The 19,442-nt window shown below is 68.1% G+C and carries 18 protein-coding genes; 10 read left to right on the forward strand and 8 right to left on the reverse strand.

Annotated elements, in window-relative coordinates; genetic code table 11:
• Window positions 1–46 precede the first annotated feature (46 nt).
• Window positions 47–601 (forward strand): HdeD family acid-resistance protein, encoded by a 555-nt coding sequence (locus tag Rhe02_RS24295; RefSeq protein WP_203910643.1) that lies wholly within the window; start codon window positions 47–49, stop codon window positions 599–601.
• Between the two features lie 10 nt (window positions 602–611).
• Here Rhe02_RS24295 and Rhe02_RS24300 read toward each other — a convergent pair whose 3' ends face one another.
• Together Rhe02_RS24300 and Rhe02_RS24305 are read right to left on the reverse strand one after the other, a co-directional pair.
• Window positions 612–1,025, reverse strand: coding sequence for a Fur family transcriptional regulator (locus tag Rhe02_RS24300; protein ID WP_203910644.1), 414 nt, complete (start codon window positions 1,023–1,025; stop codon window positions 612–614).
• Window positions 1,026–1,112: 87 nt separating this feature from the next.
• Window positions 1,113–2,540, reverse strand: coding sequence for a DHA2 family efflux MFS transporter permease subunit (locus Rhe02_RS24305; RefSeq protein ID WP_239124014.1), 1,428 nt, complete (start codon window positions 2,538–2,540; stop codon window positions 1,113–1,115).
• Between the two features lie 61 nt (window positions 2,541–2,601).
• Between Rhe02_RS24305 and Rhe02_RS24310 the strand changes: the two genes are divergently transcribed.
• Complete coding sequence (locus Rhe02_RS24310; RefSeq protein WP_203910645.1) at window positions 2,602–3,570, forward strand: helix-turn-helix transcriptional regulator; 969 nt, start codon at window positions 2,602–2,604, stop codon at window positions 3,568–3,570.
• Here the strand turns inward: Rhe02_RS24310 and Rhe02_RS24315 are convergent.
• Both Rhe02_RS24315 and Rhe02_RS24320 read right to left on the reverse strand, forming a co-directional pair.
• Window positions 3,491–5,080 carry a VldE C-terminal domain-containing protein gene (locus Rhe02_RS24315; protein WP_203910646.1) on the reverse strand — a complete coding sequence of 530 codons (1,590 nt, stop codon included), beginning with the start codon at window positions 5,078–5,080 and terminating at the stop codon, window positions 3,491–3,493. The genes Rhe02_RS24310 and Rhe02_RS24315 overlap by 80 nt on opposite strands.
• 72 nt (window positions 5,081–5,152) lie before the next feature.
• Window positions 5,153–5,755 carry a hypothetical protein gene (locus Rhe02_RS24320; RefSeq protein ID WP_203910647.1) on the reverse strand — a complete coding sequence of 201 codons (603 nt, stop codon included), beginning with the start codon at window positions 5,753–5,755 and terminating at the stop codon, window positions 5,153–5,155.
• A gap of 272 nt (window positions 5,756–6,027) precedes the next feature.
• Between Rhe02_RS24320 and Rhe02_RS24325 the strand changes: the two genes are divergently transcribed.
• The 3 genes from Rhe02_RS24325 to Rhe02_RS24335 are packed head-to-tail and all read left to right on the forward strand — an operon-like array spanning window position 6,028 to window position 9,025.
• The gene (locus Rhe02_RS24325) at window positions 6,028–7,131 is read left to right on the forward strand and encodes a sugar ABC transporter substrate-binding protein (RefSeq protein WP_203910648.1); all 1,104 of its coding nucleotides are present in this window, start codon (window positions 6,028–6,030) and stop codon (window positions 7,129–7,131) included.
• Window positions 7,128–7,874: an ATP-binding cassette domain-containing protein gene (locus Rhe02_RS24330; RefSeq protein WP_239124015.1), complete on the forward strand. Its 747-nt coding sequence runs from the start codon at window positions 7,128–7,130 to the stop codon at window positions 7,872–7,874. Before Rhe02_RS24325 ends, Rhe02_RS24330 begins: the two co-directional genes overlap by 4 nt.
• Window positions 7,871–9,025 (forward strand): sugar ABC transporter permease, encoded by a 1,155-nt coding sequence (locus Rhe02_RS24335; protein WP_203910649.1) that lies wholly within the window; start codon window positions 7,871–7,873, stop codon window positions 9,023–9,025. The genes Rhe02_RS24330 and Rhe02_RS24335 overlap by 4 nt, the downstream gene beginning before the upstream one ends.
• Here Rhe02_RS24335 and Rhe02_RS24340 read toward each other — a convergent pair.
• A complete protein-coding gene (locus Rhe02_RS24340; protein ID WP_203910650.1) occupies window positions 9,022–9,564 on the reverse strand; it encodes a GNAT family N-acetyltransferase in 543 nt (180 codons plus the stop codon). The genes Rhe02_RS24335 and Rhe02_RS24340 overlap by 4 nt on opposite strands.
• Before the next feature lie 34 nt (window positions 9,565–9,598).
• Between Rhe02_RS24340 and Rhe02_RS24345 the strand changes: the two genes are divergently transcribed.
• From Rhe02_RS24345 to Rhe02_RS24355, 3 genes are all read left to right on the forward strand, one after another.
• The gene (locus Rhe02_RS24345) at window positions 9,599–10,366 is read left to right on the forward strand and encodes a GNAT family N-acetyltransferase (RefSeq protein ID WP_203910651.1); all 768 of its coding nucleotides are present in this window, start codon (window positions 9,599–9,601) and stop codon (window positions 10,364–10,366) included.
• Window positions 10,367–10,398: 32 nt separating this feature from the next.
• On the forward strand, window positions 10,399–11,211 hold the full coding sequence (locus Rhe02_RS24350) for an endonuclease/exonuclease/phosphatase family protein (protein ID WP_239124016.1): 813 nt from the start codon (window positions 10,399–10,401) through the stop codon (window positions 11,209–11,211).
• A 62-nt stretch (window positions 11,212–11,273) separates the two neighbouring features.
• The gene (locus Rhe02_RS24355) at window positions 11,274–14,159 is read left to right on the forward strand and encodes an AfsR/SARP family transcriptional regulator (RefSeq protein WP_203910653.1); all 2,886 of its coding nucleotides are present in this window, start codon (window positions 11,274–11,276) and stop codon (window positions 14,157–14,159) included.
• Here Rhe02_RS24355 and Rhe02_RS24360 read toward each other — a convergent pair.
• Both Rhe02_RS24360 and Rhe02_RS24365 read right to left on the reverse strand, forming a co-directional pair.
• Window positions 14,156–15,013: a hypothetical protein gene (locus Rhe02_RS24360; RefSeq protein ID WP_203910654.1), complete on the reverse strand. Its 858-nt coding sequence runs from the start codon at window positions 15,011–15,013 to the stop codon at window positions 14,156–14,158. The two genes, Rhe02_RS24355 and Rhe02_RS24360, sit on opposite strands and share 4 nt — an antisense overlap.
• Before the next feature lie 35 nt (window positions 15,014–15,048).
• Window positions 15,049–17,073 (reverse strand): hypothetical protein, encoded by a 2,025-nt coding sequence (locus Rhe02_RS24365; protein ID WP_203910655.1) that lies wholly within the window; start codon window positions 17,071–17,073, stop codon window positions 15,049–15,051.
• A 66-nt stretch (window positions 17,074–17,139) separates the two neighbouring features.
• On the opposite strand from Rhe02_RS24365, the gene Rhe02_RS24370 reads away from it, so the two are divergent.
• Window positions 17,140–18,123 (forward strand): Gfo/Idh/MocA family protein, encoded by a 984-nt coding sequence (locus Rhe02_RS24370; protein WP_203910656.1) that lies wholly within the window; start codon window positions 17,140–17,142, stop codon window positions 18,121–18,123.
• Window position 18,124: 1 nt separating this feature from the next.
• Here the strand turns inward: Rhe02_RS24370 and Rhe02_RS24375 are convergent, their stop codons facing one another.
• The gene (locus Rhe02_RS24375; RefSeq protein WP_203910657.1) at window positions 18,125–18,979 is read right to left on the reverse strand and encodes an EamA family transporter; all 855 of its coding nucleotides are present in this window, start codon (window positions 18,977–18,979) and stop codon (window positions 18,125–18,127) included.
• Between the two features lie 81 nt (window positions 18,980–19,060).
• Between Rhe02_RS24375 and Rhe02_RS24380 the strand changes: the two genes are divergently transcribed.
• On the forward strand, window positions 19,061–19,442 hold a 382-nt coding region (locus tag Rhe02_RS24380; RefSeq protein WP_203910658.1), incomplete at its 3' end, for a metallophosphoesterase.

Raw genomic sequence — 19,442 nt, forward strand, 5'->3', positions numbered from 1 at the left:
CCCTCAAACTACCGCGTAAGGTTACTTTTGCTCATATATTCGAGCTATGACGACCTTAGGGGTTAGAAGTGCGAGAGCAACCGGTTTGCCCTGGTGGCTGCTTCTCGTCACCGGTGCATTGTGGATCATCGTCTCGTGGCTGGTGCTCGGTTACAACAGCCGCTCGGTCAACGCCATCGCCGTCCTCGCCGGCGCGGTGATCCTGGCCGCCGGGGTGGGCGAGCTCTACCTCATGTTCTTCGTCCCCGGCTGGAAATGGCTGCACGGTCTGCTTGGCGCGCTGTTCATCGTCACCGGCTTCTTCGCCTGGATCAACCCGGGCAAGACGGTCTTCTGGCTCGCCGCTTTCATCGGCTGGTACCTATTGTTCAAGGGCGCCGCGGATATCGTCCTCGGGTTCCTCACCAAGGCCACCAACGAGGCGTGGTGGCTGGGCGTCATCATCGGCATCGTCGAAATGCTGCTTGGCTTCTGGGCCGCGGGCCGGTTCGAGCGCTCCCTCTACCTGCTGATCGTCTACGTGGCCGTCATCGCGCTGGCACGGGGCATCACCGACATCATCATGGCCTTCCGCGTCCGCAAGCTGGCCCACGAGGTCTGACGTGGACGGGCTACTCGGGTTTGGCGGCGCAGGCGGAGCAGGTGCCGAAGATTTCCAGCGTGTGGGAGACGTCGGTGAAGCCGTGTTCGCGGGCTATCCGGTCGGTCCAGGACTCGACCGCAGGGCCGTCGATCTCCACGGTGCGGCCGCATTGGCGGCACACCAGATGGTGGTGATGGCGGCCCTGACCGCAAAGGCGAAACAGCTGCTCGCCGCTGGGCAGCCGCATGGTGTCGGCCTCACCGGCGTCGACCAGGGTTTGCAAGGCGCGATAGACAGTGGTCAGCCCCACCCCGCTGCCCTGTGAGCGCAGATCGGCGTAGAGCTGTTGCGCCGTGCGGAAGTCGTCAGTCTGCCTTAGAAGACCCAGGATTTCGCCACGCTGCTTGGTGTTGCGGCTCGCGCCCGGCAACGACTCCGCCACGATTCACTCCCTTGCCCGTAGATCGGCCCGGCAAGTCTACCGCCCGGGCTTTACCCGCCCGGGCGGTAGCGTTTCGGGACGATTAGCTCACGCGTTCGCCCGGGCCTTGCGCGGAAGCAGGAAACCGATGCCGAAGGCGGCGATGGTGAGCCCGACCGCGATCAAGGTCACCACCGAGGCGGCGCGAACCGCTGTCGTGGCCGAGATGGCCGGGCCGGTGATGCCGAAGAAGATCGTGCCCAGGACTGCCACCCCCAGCGAGGCGCCGAGCTGCTGCAGGGCTTCCAGGCTGGAGGAGGCGGAACCGACCTCGTGGTCGGCGATCTCACCCATGATGATGTCGAAGAGCGGCACGAAGATCATGCCCATCCCGAAACCGAACGCCCCCAACGGAAGCGCCAGCTCCCAGCTGGTCAGATCGATGCCGGAGCCCTGCAGCACAAGGTAGACGCCCACCATGCCGACGGTCATTCCGATCAGTCCGATGTGGAGGATCCGGCGGCCCAGCTTGGCCATCATGGCGGCGGCGAAGCCGGAGCCCAGGAAGGCCCCCAGCGCCCACGCCGACATGGTCAGGCTCGCCCGGATCACCGAGTAGCCGAGCCCGAGCTGAAGGAACAGGCCGACCGCGAGGGAGAAGCCGACGATCGCGCCGAAGAAGACGATGACGAAGATGACCCCGGAGCTGAACGAGCGCTTCGCAAAGACACTGAGCTCCACCAGGGGGGTACGGCCCTTCAAGCGCATCTGGTAGACGACGAAGCCTGCGAACATGGCCAGCGACGCGCCGAGCATGGCGAAGATCCACGACGGCCAGCCCAGCTCACGGCCCTGCACCAGCGGGAAGACCAGCAGGAACATCGCGGCTCCGGCCAGCGCCATCCCGGGCACATCCAGCTGGGAGTGGCGGTGGGTGGGCGCGTTGCCGGGCAGGATGCGCCGGCCGGTCACCAGAGCCCACACGCCCAGCGGCAGGTTGATCAGAAAGATCATCCTCCATCCGGTACCCGCGATGAGAAAGCCGGCCACGATCGGCCCGATGACGGTGGACAGGCCGATGACCGGGCCGAAAGCGGCGAACGCCTTGCCGATGTCCTGCGGCGGGAAAAGATCACGGATCAGCCCGAAGCACTGCGGGATCATCACCGCGGCGAACAGGCCCTGCAGCACCCGCGCGCCCACCAGCACGCTCGGCGACCAGGCCAGCGCACAGGCCAGCGAGGTGACGGTGAACCCGGCAACCCCGATCATCAGCATTCGCTTGCGGCCATACATATCGCCCAGCCGTCCCCCGGTGAGCAGCCCGACGGCCAGCGCGAGGGTGTAGCCGGCCGCGATCCACTGCAGGCTGGCCAGGCTTCCGCCCAGCTCGGCGTAGATGGAAGGGGCGGCGACATTGACCACCGTGGAGTCGAGCAGGTTCATGATCGTAGCGGCCAGGACGACGGAAAGGCCGAGCCACCGGGCGGTAATCGCCGGTGCCGGGCGGGTCGCTGTTGCGGTCATCGCGTTCATGGGACAAGCCTGTCAGGGCATTAGGAACAACTCGTTCCTAATGATCTGGCAAACTGAAATCATGTTGGAGACCTCCGCCCGGCTGCTGCGCCTGCTTTCCCTGTTGCAAACCCCGCGCGAATGGACCGGCACCGAGTTGGCCGACCGCCTCGAGGTGAGCACGCGCACGGTGCGCAACGATGTGGATCGGCTGCGCCAGCTCGGTTATCCGGTGCACGCCACCCGGGGCGCGGTCGGCGGCTACCGGCTGGGCGCCGGGGCCAACCTGCCTCCCCTGCTGCTCGACGACGAAGAAGCGGTCGCCGTCGCGGTCGGTCTGCGCAGCGCCGCCGGCGGATCGATCGCCGGGATAGAGGAGATCTCGCTGCGGGCGCTGGCCAAGCTGGAACAGGTGCTGCCGACCAGGTTGCGGCGGCGCGTGAACGCGCTGCAGACCTATACCGTGGCGGTGCCCGCGTTGCGGCGAGGCCCCACCGTCGACGCCAGCTTGCTGACCACCCTGACCGCGGCCTGCCGCGACCATGAGCGGGTCCGCTTCGGCTACTCCGACCACTCCGGCGCGGACAGTGTCCGGGTGGTCGAGCCCTACCGGCTGGTCAATTGGGGCCGGCGCTGGTATCTGCTGGCCTACGACATCGAGCGGCACGACTGGCGCATCTTCCGGCTCGACCGGGTGCAGCCGCAATCGCCTACCGGGCAACGTTTCGCGCCACGGCCCATGCCCGAGCCGGACGCGGCCACATACGTCGCCCGCCGGGTCTCCACCGCGCCGTGGAAATACACCGCCAGCGTCACCTTCTACGCTCCGGCCGAAACCATCGCCGAGCGGATCCCGCATCAGTTCGGCGCGGTGGAGGCGATCGACGACCACACCTGCGTGTTCAAGACCGGGGCCAGCTCGGTGGAGGAACTGGCCATGTGGCTCGGTTACCTGGGGGTCGACTTCACGGTCACCGAGCCGCCGGAGCTGGTGGCGCACTTGCAGAAGCTGTCTGTCCGCTTTGGACAGTCGGGGCAGCCGCGGGGGTAGCCACCCACCGGTCGGTGTAGTACCACCGCTGCAGCGCGCCGTCCTTGGCCCGGGCGAACACCCACGGGCTGCCATCCGCGGCCACCACCGCGGCCACGTCACCTTCCACGACGCCGCCGAGGTTGTGGTCGAACCAGGTGCCGTTGACGTAGTACCACCATTGCAGCGTGCCGTCCTTGGCTCGGCCGAACACCCACGGCGTGCCGTTGCGGGCCACCGCCACCGTCACCGGGCCGGTCAATGACGCGCCAAGGCTGCGCGCCGACATGGCCGAACCCGCGAAATACCACTGCGCGAGCGTGTCGTCGTCGCCCCGGCCGAACAGCCACGGGCTGCCGTCGGGGGCCACCACCGCCGTGACGTCGCCACCGGCCGGGCCGCCCAGGTCGCGGTCGGACCACGTTCCGTCCACCAGATACCACTGATGCAGCGCACCCTGCGTGGTGCGGCCGAACACCCATGGCGTGCCGTCCTTCGCGAGCGTGGCCGTGACCTCACCGGTCACCGACCCGCCGAGGGTGCGCTCGATCCAATGGCCTGCCGCGAAAGTCCAGTGGTGCAACGTGTTGTCGGCGGCACGCCCGAACACCCACGGGCTGCCGTCGGGCGACACCGCCACCGCGGGGTCACCGGCCAGCGAGCCGCCAAGGTTGCGCTGCGGCCACGTGCCGTTGAGGTAGCTCCAGTGCCGCAGCGTGCCGTCGGTGGCGCGGCCGAACACCCAGGGATTGCCGTCGGGTGTGCGCACGGCCACCGCGTCGCCGGCCAGCGAGCCACCGAGACTGCGCTCCAGCCACCCATTATTGGCTTCGTACCACTGATGCAGGGTGCCATCGGCCGCCCGGCCGAACACCCACGGGCTGCCGTCGGGGGCAAGCACGGCCGTCACCTCGGTGGGCGGCGCGGGCGCCGTGCTAACGGTAGGCGCCGGGCTGGCCGAGGTCCACCACGAGGTCTGCTTGAGGGCCCCCTGACGGCTGAAGCTGATGTGGATGTGGTTGGTGTGGCAATCGCCCGGGCTTCCGTCGCAGGGACGCGGCTGCCAGCCTAGCTTGGGCGAGAAGGCCTTCCACATCTGACGATCCCAGATGATGTACATGACACCCAGCCGGCGGGCGTTGGCGTGCGCGTTTCCCTGCTCGTCGGTGGCGAGCAGCCAGTCCAGAATGCTCTGCGCCGTCTGGCGCTGCTTGGGATCGGCGGCGTCGAGCATGTAGTCCAGCGCGCGCCCTTCCTTGTGCTCGCTGGTGCCGCCCACATCGCAAGCCCGGTCTATCCCCCAGCTGTGTTTGCCGAAGTTGTCGTTCAGCAGGTCCTTGACCGCCACCACGCCCGGCTTCGCCACCGGATCACAGGTGTTCTGTGCGTCGTAGACCGCGTAGGCATCTATTTTCGAGCCCAGCGGGGCGATCTGAGCGACCGGGACCAGGCCAATGCCCACAGACGTTGCGGCACCGGCACTCGCGATCGCCGTGGCTATCAAACTGACGAGCATTCTCTTCGGCAACACGCTAGCAAAGATAGACACGCGCCCACCCCGCTATGGTTGCGATTCAGTCACAGAATTCGATATTGGGATGTATCACAGATGCGCCACGGTCAGCCATTCCGCCGATCGCGGGCGATAGCCGTGCCGATCCATCAGGTGCCCCACCATCGCGGTCACGTGGCCCGCGCCGTAACCGATGGCCACCTTGACATTTTCGTGGCCGCGTTCACGGTGAAGCCGGGACAGCGCCTCATGCAGACGGTCGTCGCGTTCGCCGCCGAACTCCTCATCGAGCTCCTCCATTCCCTCGGACAGCTCCTCCGCCTCGGCCGTCGGCAGGTCTTCAAGCTCGACCGCCTTGGTCCACAATGCCTTGGTGCCACCGAACAGACGGCCCAGGACGACCACGGGCAGCAGGCAGTACATCATCAGCCGATGGCTGAGTTTGAGCCGTTGCCAGCTCGCTTCGAATTCGGCGGCGGTCACGTCCGGGTTCAGCACCGGCACCTCGAACAGCGAGTAGTCGATTTGTTGCTCCACCAGGCCGAGTTTGCGGTTGAAGCGCGCTATCCGGTAGCTCAGCGTCAACGCCCGCACCAACGCGGTGCCCTTGCCATCGGGGCCCTTGCTGACGCCCTCGGCGACGATGACGTCCGCTTCGTTCAGGCATGGCGTCATGGTGGCCGGTGAGCGCAACCGGTCCCGTCTCCTAATTGGACGGTGGCGGCCGGGGGACTTCGGCCGCCACCGCGTCTGATGACAGCTGCGTGGCATGTCGGTCCCAGCCGCGCACCGGCTGAAGATTATTTACGGATGCAAAAGTCTTAGCGGCGACAGAACATCGGAGGATTCGGGTCGCGGCAAGATTCATGTCGGGATGTCGACAACGAATTGCGACGAACAGCTAACAGTGGGTGATCCGGGGGCATACGATATAGCCAGATAACGATCTTGACGGGGGATATGGGATGGCTATCAGGTATCGCGCCGGCCTCGCCGCCGCCGCGGCTTTGACGCTCGCGGCTGGCCTGTTGACGGCCTGCGGCGACGACAACAACTCAGGTTCGGACAGTGGGTCAGGGGGCGGGACAAAGATCGCACTCCTGCTGCCGGAGTCGCAAACCACTCGCTATGAGGCCAAGGACCGGCCGCTGTTCGAGGCCAAGGTGAAGGAGCTCTGTCCCACCTGCGAGATCCTTTACAGCAACGCGCAGCAGGACCAGGCCCGCCAGCAACAGCAGGCCGAAGCCGCGCTCAACAACGGCGCCAAGGTGCTCGTGCTCGACCCGGTCGACGGCGCCGCGGCGTCGACGATCGTGCGCCTGGCCCAGAGCAAGAACGTGCCGGTGATCTCTTACGACCGGCTCATCCAGAACGCCAACGTCGACTACTACATCTCGTTCGACAACGAGAAGGTCGGCAAGCTGCAGGGCAGCACGCTGGTGGACAAGCTCAAGAGCGATGGAAAGTCGTCCGGCAAGATCGTGATGATCAACGGCTCGCCGACGGACAACAACGCCAAGCTGTTCAACAAGGGCGCGCACAGCGCGCTGGACGGCTCCGGCTTCGAGGTCGTGCCCAAGCCCGACTTCTTCACGCCCGAGTGGAAGCCCGAGAACGCGCAGAGCTTCATGGAAGGTCAGATCTCTCAGCTGGGCAAGGACGGCTTCGTCGGCGTCTACGCGGCCAACGACGGCACGGCCGGTGGCGCCATCGCCGCCATGCGTGGCGCGGGGATCACCCCGGTGCCGCCCACGACCGGGCAGGACGCCGAGCTCGCCGCGATCCAGCGCATCATCGCCGGTGACCAGTTCATGACGGTGTACAAGGCCTTCAAGCCCGAGGCGGACAAGGCCGCCGAGCTGGCCGTGGCCCTGGCGCAGGGACAGAAGCCCACCGCGCCGACGACTGTGAACAACGGCTCGGGCGACATCCCGTCGTTCCTGCTTGAGCCACAGGCCGTCATCAAGTCCAACGTCAAGGACACCGTGGTGGCCGATGGCCTCTACAAGCTGCAGGAGATCTGCACCACCACCTACGCCGAGGCGTGCAAAGCGGCGGGGCTGCAGTGACCGAAGCAATCTTGTCCATGCGGGGCATCAGCAAGCACTTCGGTGGAGTGCAGGCGCTGTCCAATGTGGACTTGGACGTCTATCCCGGCGAAGTTGTCGCTCTCGTGGGCGACAACGGCGCCGGGAAGTCCACCCTCGTCAAAGCGATCTGCGGGGTGAACCCGCCCGATGAGGGCGAAATCCTCTTCCAGGGCACGCCGGTGCGCATCGACACCCCGCACGCGGCGCAGTCGCTGGGCATCGCCACGGTCTTCCAGGACCTGGCGCTCTGCGACAACCTGGATGTCGTCTCCAACCTTTACCTGGGCCGGGAACGCCTGCGGCTGGGCGTGCTCGACGAGGTGGAGATGGAGCGGCGCAGCGGGCAGCTGCTCAAGGAGCTGTCCGCCACCATCCCGAGCCTGCGAACGGTGGTGGCCGCGCTCTCCGGTGGCCAGCGGCAGACCGTGGCCATCTCCCGTTCCCTGCTCGGCGAGCCGAAGGTGGTCCTGCTCGACGAGCCCACGGCGGCGCTAGGCGTCTCGCAGACCGAACAGGTGCTCAACCTCATCAGCCGGCTGCGCGAACGAGGGCTCGGCGTGATGGTGATCAGCCACAACATGGTCGATGTGCGGGCGGTGGCCGACAAGGTCGTGATTTTGCGCCTGGGCAAGGTGAACGGCCGGTTCAACATGCACGAGGTGACCAATGAGCAGATCATCGCCTCGATCACGGGCGCCTCGATGAACGGTGGTGTGGCATGAAGGGCGTGCGCCTGGGCGACCTGATGGCTTCGGCACCGGTCGTCATTGGACTGATCATCATCGTCATCGTCTTCCAGAGCCTCAACTCGACCTTCCTCAACCCCTTCAACCTCGTCAATCTCCTGCTGCAGATCGCCGCCCTGGGCGTCCTGGCCACCGGCGTCACGCTGGTGCTGATGCTGGGCGAGATCGACCTGTCCATCGGCTCGGTCAGCGGCGTGGCCGCGGCCATCCTGCTGGTGACCAACGTGCGCGACGAGCGCGCGGCGTGGATCGCGGTGGCCTTCGCCGTCTTGGCCGGCGCCCTCATCGGCCTCATCCAGGGCAGCATCTTCACCAAGGTCGGGGTGCCCTCCTTCATCGTGACCCTGGCCGGATTGCTTACCTGGCAAGGCGTGCAGCTGCGGATCCTGGGCAAGCAGGGCACCATCAACCTGCCGCCCAACGGGCCGCTGGTCGAGCTGGCCCAATTCCGCTTCCTGCCGCACAACGGCGCGATCGCGCTGGCGGCGCTGATTCCGTTGCTGCTGCTCGGCTTGCAGCTGTGGAACCGGCAGCGGCGAGTCAAAGCGGGCCTGGAGGTCGGCCCGATCTGGTGGCCGGTCGTGGTGGCCGCCGTGTTGCTCGTGCTGCTCGAGCTCATCGTCATGAAGCTCTACCAGGACCGCGGAATCCCGTGGACCTTCGTGTTCATGGTGGCGATCGTCGCGATCGTGGACTGGATGCTGCGCCACACCCGCTACGGCCGCCAGATTTTCGCCGTCGGCGGCAACATCGAAGCGGCGCGCCGCGCGGGCATCAACGTCAACTGGATCCGCATCTCGGTCTTCACGCTGTGCAGCACACTGGCCGCGGTCGGCGGCATCATCGCCGCGATGCGGCTGGGCTTCGCCAACCAGCAGTCCGGCGGCGGCGAGACGCTCATCAACGCGATCGCGGCCGCGGTCATCGGCGGCACGAGCCTGTTCGGTGGGCGCACCCGCCGCTTCGCTCCTCTGCTTGGCGCGCTTGTCATCGGTACCATCGCCAATGGTTTGGAATTGCTCAGTCTTTCCTCGGACGTGCGCCTCATCGTCACCGGCGTGGTCCTGCTGGCGGCCGTGGTCATCGACGCTCTGGTGCAGCGCAACCGCACCATCCATGGCCGCTAAGGCGTGGTGGGTACCCAGAACCGCAGCTTCTCTTTGCGCTGATCCTCAAGAACACCGCCGTTGCGTTCGATGACGCGGCGGGAGGCGATGTTGTCGACGTCGCAGGTGATCAAGGCGGGATCGATGCCCAGACCGAAGCTGACGGGCAGCGCCGCGCGCAGCATCTGGGTGGCGTAGCCCTTGCGGCGCGCGCTCGGCCGGATGTCGTATCCGATGTGGCCGCCGGCCTCGAGCAGGATGGGGGTCAGCGAATGGCGGATGGCGATGCGGCCGAGGAACTCATCGCCGTCGACCAGCCACATGTTGGTCACCGGCGCGAAGCCCTCCCGGGGAGGCGTCTTCTCGAAGGCCATCGCCCGCTGGCGCGCTACATACCGGGCGAACGCCACCGGGTCCGGCCAGAGCCGGCCGAACCGGTGGATCTCTTCGCCGAGCATGGTGCGATCGTCGGCCTGCCCACGTCCCTCCGCCTTGAACTCGGCGACGGCGACAAGGAAGGATCTGTGCACCCGCGGATCGGGGTTGATCAGTTCAGGCATGCCCTCATTTCTACCCGTGCGGCAGACTGTAGTGATGGCCCCTCTCCACGACCCGGCCGCGATTCGGATAGCCGCCGCGGTCGATGCCGCCCATCTGAACGAGGTGGGAGCGCTGCTCAACCGGATCTGGGGTACTCCGCCCGGCTTGTGGGTTATGCCACCGGATGTCCTGGTTGCTGCTGTGCACGCGGGTGGCGCCGTGCACGTCGCCTATGACGGCGACCGGCTGGTCGGGGCCTGCGCGGCGGTGTTCTGCGCGCCCGCCGAGCGGGCTGTCTACTCGCTGGTAGCCGGAGCCAGCACCACCGGCCGCGGTGTCGGCTATGTGCTCAAGCAGGCACAGCGGGCGTGGGCTCTGGAAAACGGGGCGACCACGATGCGGTGGACCTTCGATCCCCTCGTCGGGCGCAACGCGCGGTTCAACCTGATGAAGCTGGGCGCGATCGGCGCCGAATACGCGATCGACTTCTATGGGGTGCTCGAGGACGAGGTACAGGGAAGCGACGAGACCGATCGGCTGACCGTCCAATGGCGACTGGACGCGCCCGCCCGGCCCGACGAGGTGTCGCCGCCCGAGCACCCCTCCGGGCTGGCGCCCGACGGCGGGCCGTTGACCGCCAAGGACAACGGCATGATCTGGTGCCGGGTGCCGCCTGACATCGTGGCGCTGCGCCGCGACGATCCGGCGCAGGCCAGCGAGTGGCGTCTGGCCGTGCGTGAGGTGATGGACCCCGCCTTCGCCAAGGGCTACCTGGCCACGGGCATGAGCCGCGACGGCTGGTACCGGCTGGAGCAGCCTTAACCCAGGTGTGGCAAGGTGATCACGTGCGGGTGATGACGTGGAATCTGTGGTGGGGCTTCAACGATTGGAAGAAACGTCGCCAGGCGATCCTCGAAGTGGTTCGTGAGCAACAGCCCGACATCTGCGGGTTGCAAGAGGTGTGGGCCGACGACAACGAGAACATGGCCGAATGGCTGGCCGACCACCTCGGCTTGCACTGGGTCTTCGGCGCGCCCAGCGACCAGGAACGCTGGCGCAGCCGCATCGGGGATCCGGCCGCCCGGTTCGGGGTGGCCATGCTCAGCCGCTGGCCCATCCGCGATGAGCAGGTCCTCGATCTGCCGCAGGACCCGTCCCGGCCCTTGCTGAGCGCGATGATCGACGCGCCGCATGCCACGATTCCCTTTGTCACCACGCATTTGAGCGCGCTGCCGCTGGGCGGGTCGGCGCGGCGGGTGACCCAGGTCGAGGCGATCGCCCGGCACGTGGCCGCGCTGCCCGTGACCGATCATCCGCCTATCGTCACCGGCGATTTCAACGCCGAACCCGACTCCGACGAGCTGCGCCGATTCGGCGGCAACCTCACCGCACCGGTGGTGGAAGGGCAGATCTTCCTCGACGCGTGGCGGGTGGCCTCCCCCACCGATCCGGGTGTCACCTGGGACAGGGCCAACCCCTATGTGGGGCAATGGATTGAGCCCAGCGCCCGAATCGACTACATCCACATTGCCGGGCGCAGCGCACCTCTGGGACACGTCCGCTCGGCCCATCGCGCCGGAATGAGCCCGGTCGATGGAGTCTGGCCCAGCGACCATTACGCCGTCGTCGCCGACATCTCCGAAGGAGCACAGGTAAGGGAATCGTAAAACCCTGTCGGTTTTCCTCCGGACAGGTTGCCGACGTGCGAAAGGGCCGGTTATCTGTTCCCATGGTGGTCTTTGTGCTTGCGGCTGCGGGCTACGGCAAGACCACTGCGCTACGCCGTCGCCACCTCGATCCGGAGACCGTGTGGCTCAGCGGGCTTCCCACGTTGCCGCTGCCGCAGGCGAGCGCCATCGTCATAGACGATCTGCCGCCGCTGAGCGCCGCGCAGGCCACCTCGTTGCTGCAGGCGGCCGTGCTGCAGCCGGTCACGATGGCCTCGCGGCATCCGCTGCCCGTCTCCACCGCCCGGCTACGCGGCCAGGGAATGTTCAGCCAGCTCGGCCCGGCCGACCTGGCGCTCGACGCGACGGCCGGGCCTGACCTGCTGGTCAGCGACTACGGCCTGCGCGACCCCGACCTGTGCGACCGGGTGATTGAGGCGACGGCCGGCTGGCCGGCCCTGGTCCGGCTGGCCGGCGAGGCGCTGGCCGACGGCGATCCGCTCCTGCCCGAACAGGGCAGTCCACTTTGGACCTACCTGACCGACGAGGTGCTCGGGCCGCTGGGGCCGGAGACGCTACAGCTGCTCGGCGAGATGGCCGGCCTGGCGCCGATCAGCATCAAGCTGGCCGACGCCCTGGGTCATCAGCGGGCCGCCGAAATCGTCCCGCTCCTCAGCGCCACCGGCCTGCTGGTGGACGATCGCCTCGTCCCGGTCATCGCGCATCTGTTGCGGCGCAACGAGCGCAGCGGCGCGGCCGCGCTGCTGGCCGGGCACTGGTACGAGGAGCACGGCCCACCGGTCTCCGCGGTAAAAGCCTTCGCCCTCGCCGGCCGGCCCGACCAATGTGGACGCCTGCTCGACTCGCACGGCGAGGCCCTGCTCGCGGCCGGGCACGCCGGTGTCATCGCCGAGGTGACCACCGCGATCCAGCCCGCCGACCGCAGCCGCCGCCAGCAGCTGCTGCTCGGCGACGCGCTGCGCACCTCCGGCTCGGTGATCAAGGCGGCCCACGCCTACGCGACGGTCGCCGACCTGGAGCCGGTATGGGACTGCGGAGTCGCCTGGCGGATGGGCCTGATCCACTATCTGCGGGGCGATTCGCACGCCGCGCTCAAAGCGTTCACCCGCGCCGAGGAAACCGAACAGAACACGACCGACCTTGCCCTGCTGCAGTCCTGGCAGGCCTGCGCCCACCTGCAGCTCGGCGAGACAGCGACCGCGCTGGAGACCGCCCGGCGGGCCTGTCGCACAGCCTCCTCGTCCGGTGACGACATCGCCCTGGCCACCGCCTACGTGAGCCTTGCCCTGTGCCACAGCATTTCCGGCGAGAGCACCGACAGCGACGAGCTCTACGAACAGGCGCTGAGCATCGCCGAAGCGCACGGGCACGTGGTGTTGCGCGCGCGCATCCTCACCAGCCGGACCTACCAGCTGCTCAACGAGGCGCGCTATGCCGAGGCGCTGGAGGCGGCCCGGCAGACCACCCGTTGCGCGATCACCGCCGGGCACAGCAACCTCCAATCGATCGCCCTGTGCAACGAGGGCGACGCGCTGCTGATGCTCGGCCGCTACGACGAGGCCACCCGCCAATACGAACGCGCCCAAGCACTCTGCCGCCGGATGGGCTCCCGCCGCTCCGCCGCCGCCCACCTCGGGCTCGGCGAGATCTATCGCCGGCGCGGCTGGTCCGAGCAGGCCCGCAGCGCGTATGAGGCCGCCGCCACCCTCGCCGAGGAGGGCGGGCTCAACCAGGTGCGGGTCTGCGCCCTGGCCGGGCTTTCCCGGGTGCTGGTCGCCGACCACCCGCAAGCGGCCACCCAAACCGCCGAGCAGGCGACGCGACTCGCCTCGGACAGGGTGGTGGTCACCGCCCTGCTCGCCCAGGCCTGGGTCGCCCTGCACCTCGGCGATAACGCCACGGCAGGCGCGCTGGCCAGCGACGCGGCCAAGGTGGCCCGCGCCGAACGCGACCCGGCCAGCCTCGCCGAATCACTGGAGATCCGTGCGGCGGCCGAGACCGACCCGACGCGTTCCCGTGCCGCGCTGCGCGAAGCGCAGGCCATCTGGTCAAGCGCGGGCGCGGTCGTCGATGCCGCCCGGGTCCTGAACAAGCTCGGTCACCTGCCCGGTGCCGAGACCGACGACCGGCTCGGCGCGCTGCTGGCCGCCGAAACCCTCGCCGCTGCGGGCGTGCCGGTGACCGGCGACGGCCTGCGCCAGGCCGAGAACGCCGTCCTGATCAGGGCTTTCGGGCGCTTCGAGGTCTGCCTGCACGGCCAGGTGGTGCCGGCTACCCAATGGCAGTCACGCAAGGCACGCGACCTGCTGCGCATTTTGGTGGCCCGGCGGGGAAGACCGGTACCCCGCGGCGAGCTGTGTGAAATGCTTTGGCCCGACGACGATCAGGCCAAGACCGGGCACCGCCTCTCCGTGTTGCTCTCCATCGTCAAAGGGGTACTGGATCCCGACCGCGCCCTGCCCGCAGACCACTATCTGGTGGCCGATCAGGCGAGCATCGGCCTTGACGCGACCAGGCTGCGCATCGACGTTGAAGAATTCCTCATCGACGTCGGCCACGGCCGCCGGTTGCGCGAACGCGGGGCGACCGCGGAGGTCTACCGGCTGCTGAGCGCGACCGTGCAAAGCTATCGCGCGGACGTGTTCGAGGACGAACCCTATTCGGAATGGTCCACCGCCCTGCGCGAGGAGGCGCGCGCGGCCCACGTGAGCGCCCTGCGCATGCTGGCCCAGGCCTCCCGCAAGCTGGGCCGGGTCAGCGCCGCGATCAGCCACCTGATGCGCTTGCTCAGCATCGACCCCTACGATGAGGCCGGCCACCGGGCCCTGATCGATACGCTGGTGACCGGCGGCCAGCACGGGGAGGCGCAGCGGGCCCAGGCGCGCTATCGCGAGGCGATGCGCGCCATCGGCGTCAAACCCGCCTAGTCATACCAGGATCCGATCGTCAGCGCATAGACGGTCACCTCATCGCCGGTGGCCGTCCTCGCGGCCGGCGCCTTCGAGCCGCCGGAGCCGGGCAGCCAAGACATCCGGCCGCTCGCCCAGCCCGCTTCGGGGAGGCTGAAGTCGATGCCCATGCCCAGGCCGTCGACGAACAGCCCGGACCGGTTCGCCGAGATGCCCGCGCCGAAGACCCGCCCACCGTGGAAGGCCGGATCCACCTTGAGATAGGTCTGTCCCCTCGGCACGACAGCGGTCGCCGCGGAGGTCACCTCGGTTCCGCTGAAAAAGTCGTAACCACAGATACCGTAGGCGATCACGGCTGCGCCAGGGGCGGAGACGCCACGTACCAGAACCGAGGTCTGGTCCAGCGCCGGCTCGACCGCGCTGACGTAGGTCGTCGTCAAGGTGGACCAGGGCACGTTGAAACCTGTGCTCCACAGGACCTTTCCCTGCGGGCATTGCGCCCGAGCGTTGCCGAAGAACGAGATCCCCATCTCCCGGTGCACGGACTCGTCTCGATCGCCGCAAACGGCCAGCGCCACCACCGCCCACGGCGCCAGGTTGTAGGGCAATGCCTTGGCGTAGGCGGTCACCGTGTCCAGGCCGACGTTCGGCACCACCCCGGTCAGCACCACCTTGCCCTCGCCGCCCAGGACGTACCCGCCGGAGCCGACCACCATCGACCCGTCCGGGCAGCTCGCCTCTGCCGACTTCTCAGCCTGGAGGTCGAACGTGCTCATGCCCTCCTCGCGCCACTCGCCGAACGCGTACGCCGCAGTAGGGGTGATCATGACTATCGCCAGTGCGGCGAGCGCGCCGCCAATAAGCCTTCGCATGCCGCCCATGGTGACGAGCGAGCATCATGGCAGCGTCATGGTGACTGGAGCCGGACTGTCGGCTGATCGATGTTCGGGTGCCCCTGCGCATAGGTGGCCGGGTCCTCTTCGACGTAGCGGCCAAGCGCCAGGCGATAGTCGTGGAAGGTGGGCGCAGCGTAAATCTGCCATGGGGCCCCAAGCGCAGGCGGGTCGATCTGAGCCGGGCAGGACCCACGGGTGATCTCCAGGCTGGTCTCCCCCACCATCCGGCCGGTCCGGGCCTCATGAACGCCGACCTCATAAGTGGCTTCGTACAACGGGATCTCCCGCTGACCGGCCACCTTGCACACGGTGATCTGGGCCCCGGTGCCGCGATGGATCACGCAGCCCACCAGCTGGACCTCGCGCACGTTGGACTCGTCGGCCTGCCAGTGCGGCGGCACCAGCCCGGAGGGGTCGTAGAGGTTCTCCCGGGCGAAAGCAGCCCCGCCCGAGGCTTGGGCGAAAAGCTGGATCGGGTGCGGGGCGCGGCCGCCAAACGCTGTGGCGTCAGGAAAATAGCGCTGCCGCTCGGCGCAGACATCGCGCAGATCGTCGGCGGCTGCCAGCGGCTTACCCGCGGCACGGGGCGCGTTGAACTGGGCATCGCGCCACAGGATCGCCCCGGCGAAGACCGCCGCCATGACCACGATCACCGCCAGCCCGAGGGCGAGCAGCCGCCTTTCCTCCGTCTTCTGGGCTCCCAGCGCGGGCAGGGTGGCCAGCCGCTGGCGAAGGTCGGTGACAAGTTCGTGATGCGTGCCAAGGGCGGACTTCGCGTGACCCAGCGCGGCATGGTAGTTGCGCCGGGCCCCGGTCAGATCGCCGAGATCGCGCCGCATGTCGCCGAGGCGGGTGAAGTTCACCGCCAGCGCCGAACTGTCGGTGTGGGTGAACGTGCCCGGCATCTCGCCCGCGAGCACCGGATCGGCCAGCCGGGTCATGTTGGCATGCACCGTGGCCACCTGTGGCGAGGTGGTGCCGAAGGCCGCCGTGGCGAAATCGAGCGCCTGGCTCAGCACCCGGGACGCCTCGTCGCGCCGCCCGCTGACAATGAGGAACCCGGCGACGTGGTTGAGCAGCAGCGCGGAAGCGCCGCGTTCGACGTCGAGCTTGCCGGCGTGGGCCACCGCGGCCAGCGCGTGCGGGGTAAGCCGCTCACACCAGGAGGGGTTCTTGGCGTAGTCGATAGGAAAGTGGGCGGCCAGTGTGCGCACGGCGCGCTTGGCCCACCGCTTGCGCTCACCGACCGCCAGCCGCTGGATGGCGAACTGCTGGGCGAGCGGGTCCACGTTAAGCGAATCGGAGCCGGCTTCCTGCAAGGCCGTCGCGGCAAGCGAATTGAGCTCGGGCGCCTTGCCCGGCCCCGCGTCGATCGCCGCCTTGATCACTAACGAGCGCGGGATGTCGTGGGGGGCAAGGAAGGCACAGAAGGCGAGGGTCTCTGCCCGGTACCCGCGAAGAGAGGTCAGATTTTGGGTCGACGCCGGCCGCAGCGAAACGGCGGGAAGCGGGGCCGCCAACTGAACGCACCACCGCGGGAAGTTGCCGACCGGCGCCACCGCGCAGACGAGCACCGCGGCCGCGACGCCCACGGCGATCGCGAGGTGCCCGCTGATCACCCACGCGATCAGCACCTCGCCGAGTGCTGCCAGCAACACCACAGCAAGCATCCAGCGATAGACATCGCCAACGGTTTTGTCGACCGCCGTTCGCCTGTCGGCCAGCAGAGCCGTCAGCCCACCCGTCGCGGCCATCAGCCATCCGGCGGTGGACCCGAAGACCGACGCGCCGACGAACCAGAATGCGGCCGCGCATTGGACGCCAAGCAGAAGCGAACGCCGCCAGCGCGCGGCGACCACCGGCGCCACCGGCGCCTGATGGCAGGCCGCCAGCAGGAGAAAGACTCCCGCGCCGAACACGAAGCCACTGGCGAACTGTCCAGCGGGCAGCTCGTTGAGCGTGAATAGTTTGGCGATCAGAAACCACACCGCGGCGCTAACGCCAATGACCGCAGCCGGGGCAGCGACAAGGGGCACGGCCTAGATGTTGGCATCGAAGGGGCCCACTGAACAAGGCGCCGAGCCGTAGTGTTGACTCAAATTGTGACCAGTCTTCGTGTCGGCGTCCTTGGCGCCGCCCGGATAGCTCCGGCTGCCTTGATCAAACCAGCTCGCTCGATCGACACGGTAAGCATCGCGGCGATCGCCGCACGTGATCCTTTGCGGGCACATGCCTTCGCCCGCAAGCATCGCATCCCGCGGGTGCACGCCACCTACGCGGACCTGATCGCCGACCCAGAGCTGGACGCGATCTACAACCCGCTGCCCAACGGCCTGCACGCGGAGTGGACGCTCGCGGCGCTGGCCGCGGGCAAGCATGTGCTGTGCGAGAAACCGTTCACCGCCAACGCCGCGCAGGCCGCCACCGTGGCACAGGCCGCCGGGGACGCGGTGGTGATGGAGGCCTTCCACTACCGCTACCACCCGATGGCCGCGCGGATGGCCGAAATCGTCCACAGTGGAGAGATCGGCGATATCGAATCGGTGCAGACGGCCATGTGTTTCCCGCTGCCCAAGTTCTCCGACATCCGCTACAGTTATGCCCTCGCCGGCGGTGCGCTGATGGACGCCGGATGTTATGCGCTGCACTGCCTTCGCCTGCTCGGCCCGGGCGAGCCGACGGTGACCGACGCGCGAGCCCTGACCCTGCGCAGCGATCCGCGGGTGGACCGCGCGATGGTGGTCGAGCTGAGTTTCCCGAACGGGGCCACCGGACGGGCCCAGACCTCGATGTGGTCATCGACGCTGCTGCGGATCTCCGCCACGGTGAAAGGCTCGCGGGGATCGCTGGCGGTCACCAACTTCGTGGCGCCACAGTTCCCGCATCGCTTCACGGTCACCGTGGGCGACCGCAAGCGGCACGAGCGCTTCAGCCGTACCCCCACCTACACCTATCAATTGGCCGCCTTCGCCGCAGCGGTGGGCGGCGCACGGGAGGCCAACCTCACCCCGCCCGAGGACTCGATCGCCACCATGAAGCTCATCGATGCGTCATACTGGGCGGCGGGCCTACCCCCGCGCGGTTGATCTAAGGGAGGGCGAGCAGGACCACGCCGGCCGCGACCGCGAGGCTGGCGGTGATCCGCAGGCGGCTCAACGGCTCCCGGAAGAAGATGGCACCGATGATCGCCGCGATGACGACACTGCTTTCGCGCAGCGCGGCGATCGCGGCCAGCACGCCGCGCGACTGTGCCCACAGGACAAGGCTGTAGGCCGACATCGACATGACCCCGGCGACCACACTGAGCTTCCAGCTCGCCGCCTTCTCCGGCGGCACGGGCGCCCACCGGCTGCGCTTGACGAGCGCCATCGCCGCCATGGTGGCCAACCCGTGCAGGGCCAGCAGCCACACGGCGTAGCCGAGCGCGCTGCCGCTGCGCCGCACGCCGACCCCGTCGAGCAGGGTGTAGGTGGCGATCGCCAACCCGGTGAGGACGGCCGCGGTCAACGCGGACCTGTTGTGCCTTATCCGTTTCCACGGGGTCAGCCCCAGTACCCCGATCGCCGCCGCGATCACCACGACGCCGGCCGTGGCCAGCGGCGGCAGCGGCTCGCCCAGCACCGTCGCGGCGACCAGCGCCACCACCACCGGACCGAGCCCACGCGCCAGAGGATAGGTCTGGTTGAAGTCGCCGAGCTGGTAGGCCGCCATCAACCCGAGGTTGTAGAGCACATGCATGCCGACCGAGCCCAGCAGCCACGGCCAGGAAGGCCCCGCGGGCGGGCTCACCACGAACACCAGCACCGCCCCGATGACCACCGAGATGATCGAGCTCTTGATGAACAGCCCGAACCGATCCGGCACCCCTTTGGCGATCGCGTTCCAGCTGGCGTGTAGCGCAGCCGCCGCCATCACCGCCACGAAAACCTGCGCCGACTGCACGTTGCCTCCCCGGATGGCAGTGATGCGCTGCCACTCTACGGTCCACGACGTACTGTGGGGCGGTGACGTGAGGAGAGGCACATGAGCCGGGTAGTCGTGATCGGAGACATCGGGGGCCACGCCAGCCAGCTGCACTGGGTGTTGCGAGCCTACGGCGCGACCGGGACGGTCCCACCCGGCACGGTCATCGTGCAGGTCGGCGACCTGATTGACCGTGGCCCGGCCAGCGCCGAGGTGCTCGAGCTGGTCGACCACTTCGTGAACACCCAGCCCGCACAGTGGGTCCAGCTGGTGGGAAACCATGAGGCGCAATACCTGCATCCCCGCAGCCAGTTCTGGCCCGAGCAGCTGGGCGAGGCCCAGGCCGCCATCCTGCGGCGCTGGTGGCACAACCATCAGATGCACGTCGCGGCCGCGGTGCGCGACGCCCAGGGCGATGAATACCTGGTCACCCATGCCGGTC

Origin of the sequence: Rhizocola hellebori (assembly GCF_016862955.1) — a bacterium.
In the GTDB taxonomy this organism is placed as follows: domain Bacteria; phylum Actinomycetota; class Actinomycetes; order Mycobacteriales; family Micromonosporaceae; genus Rhizocola; species Rhizocola hellebori.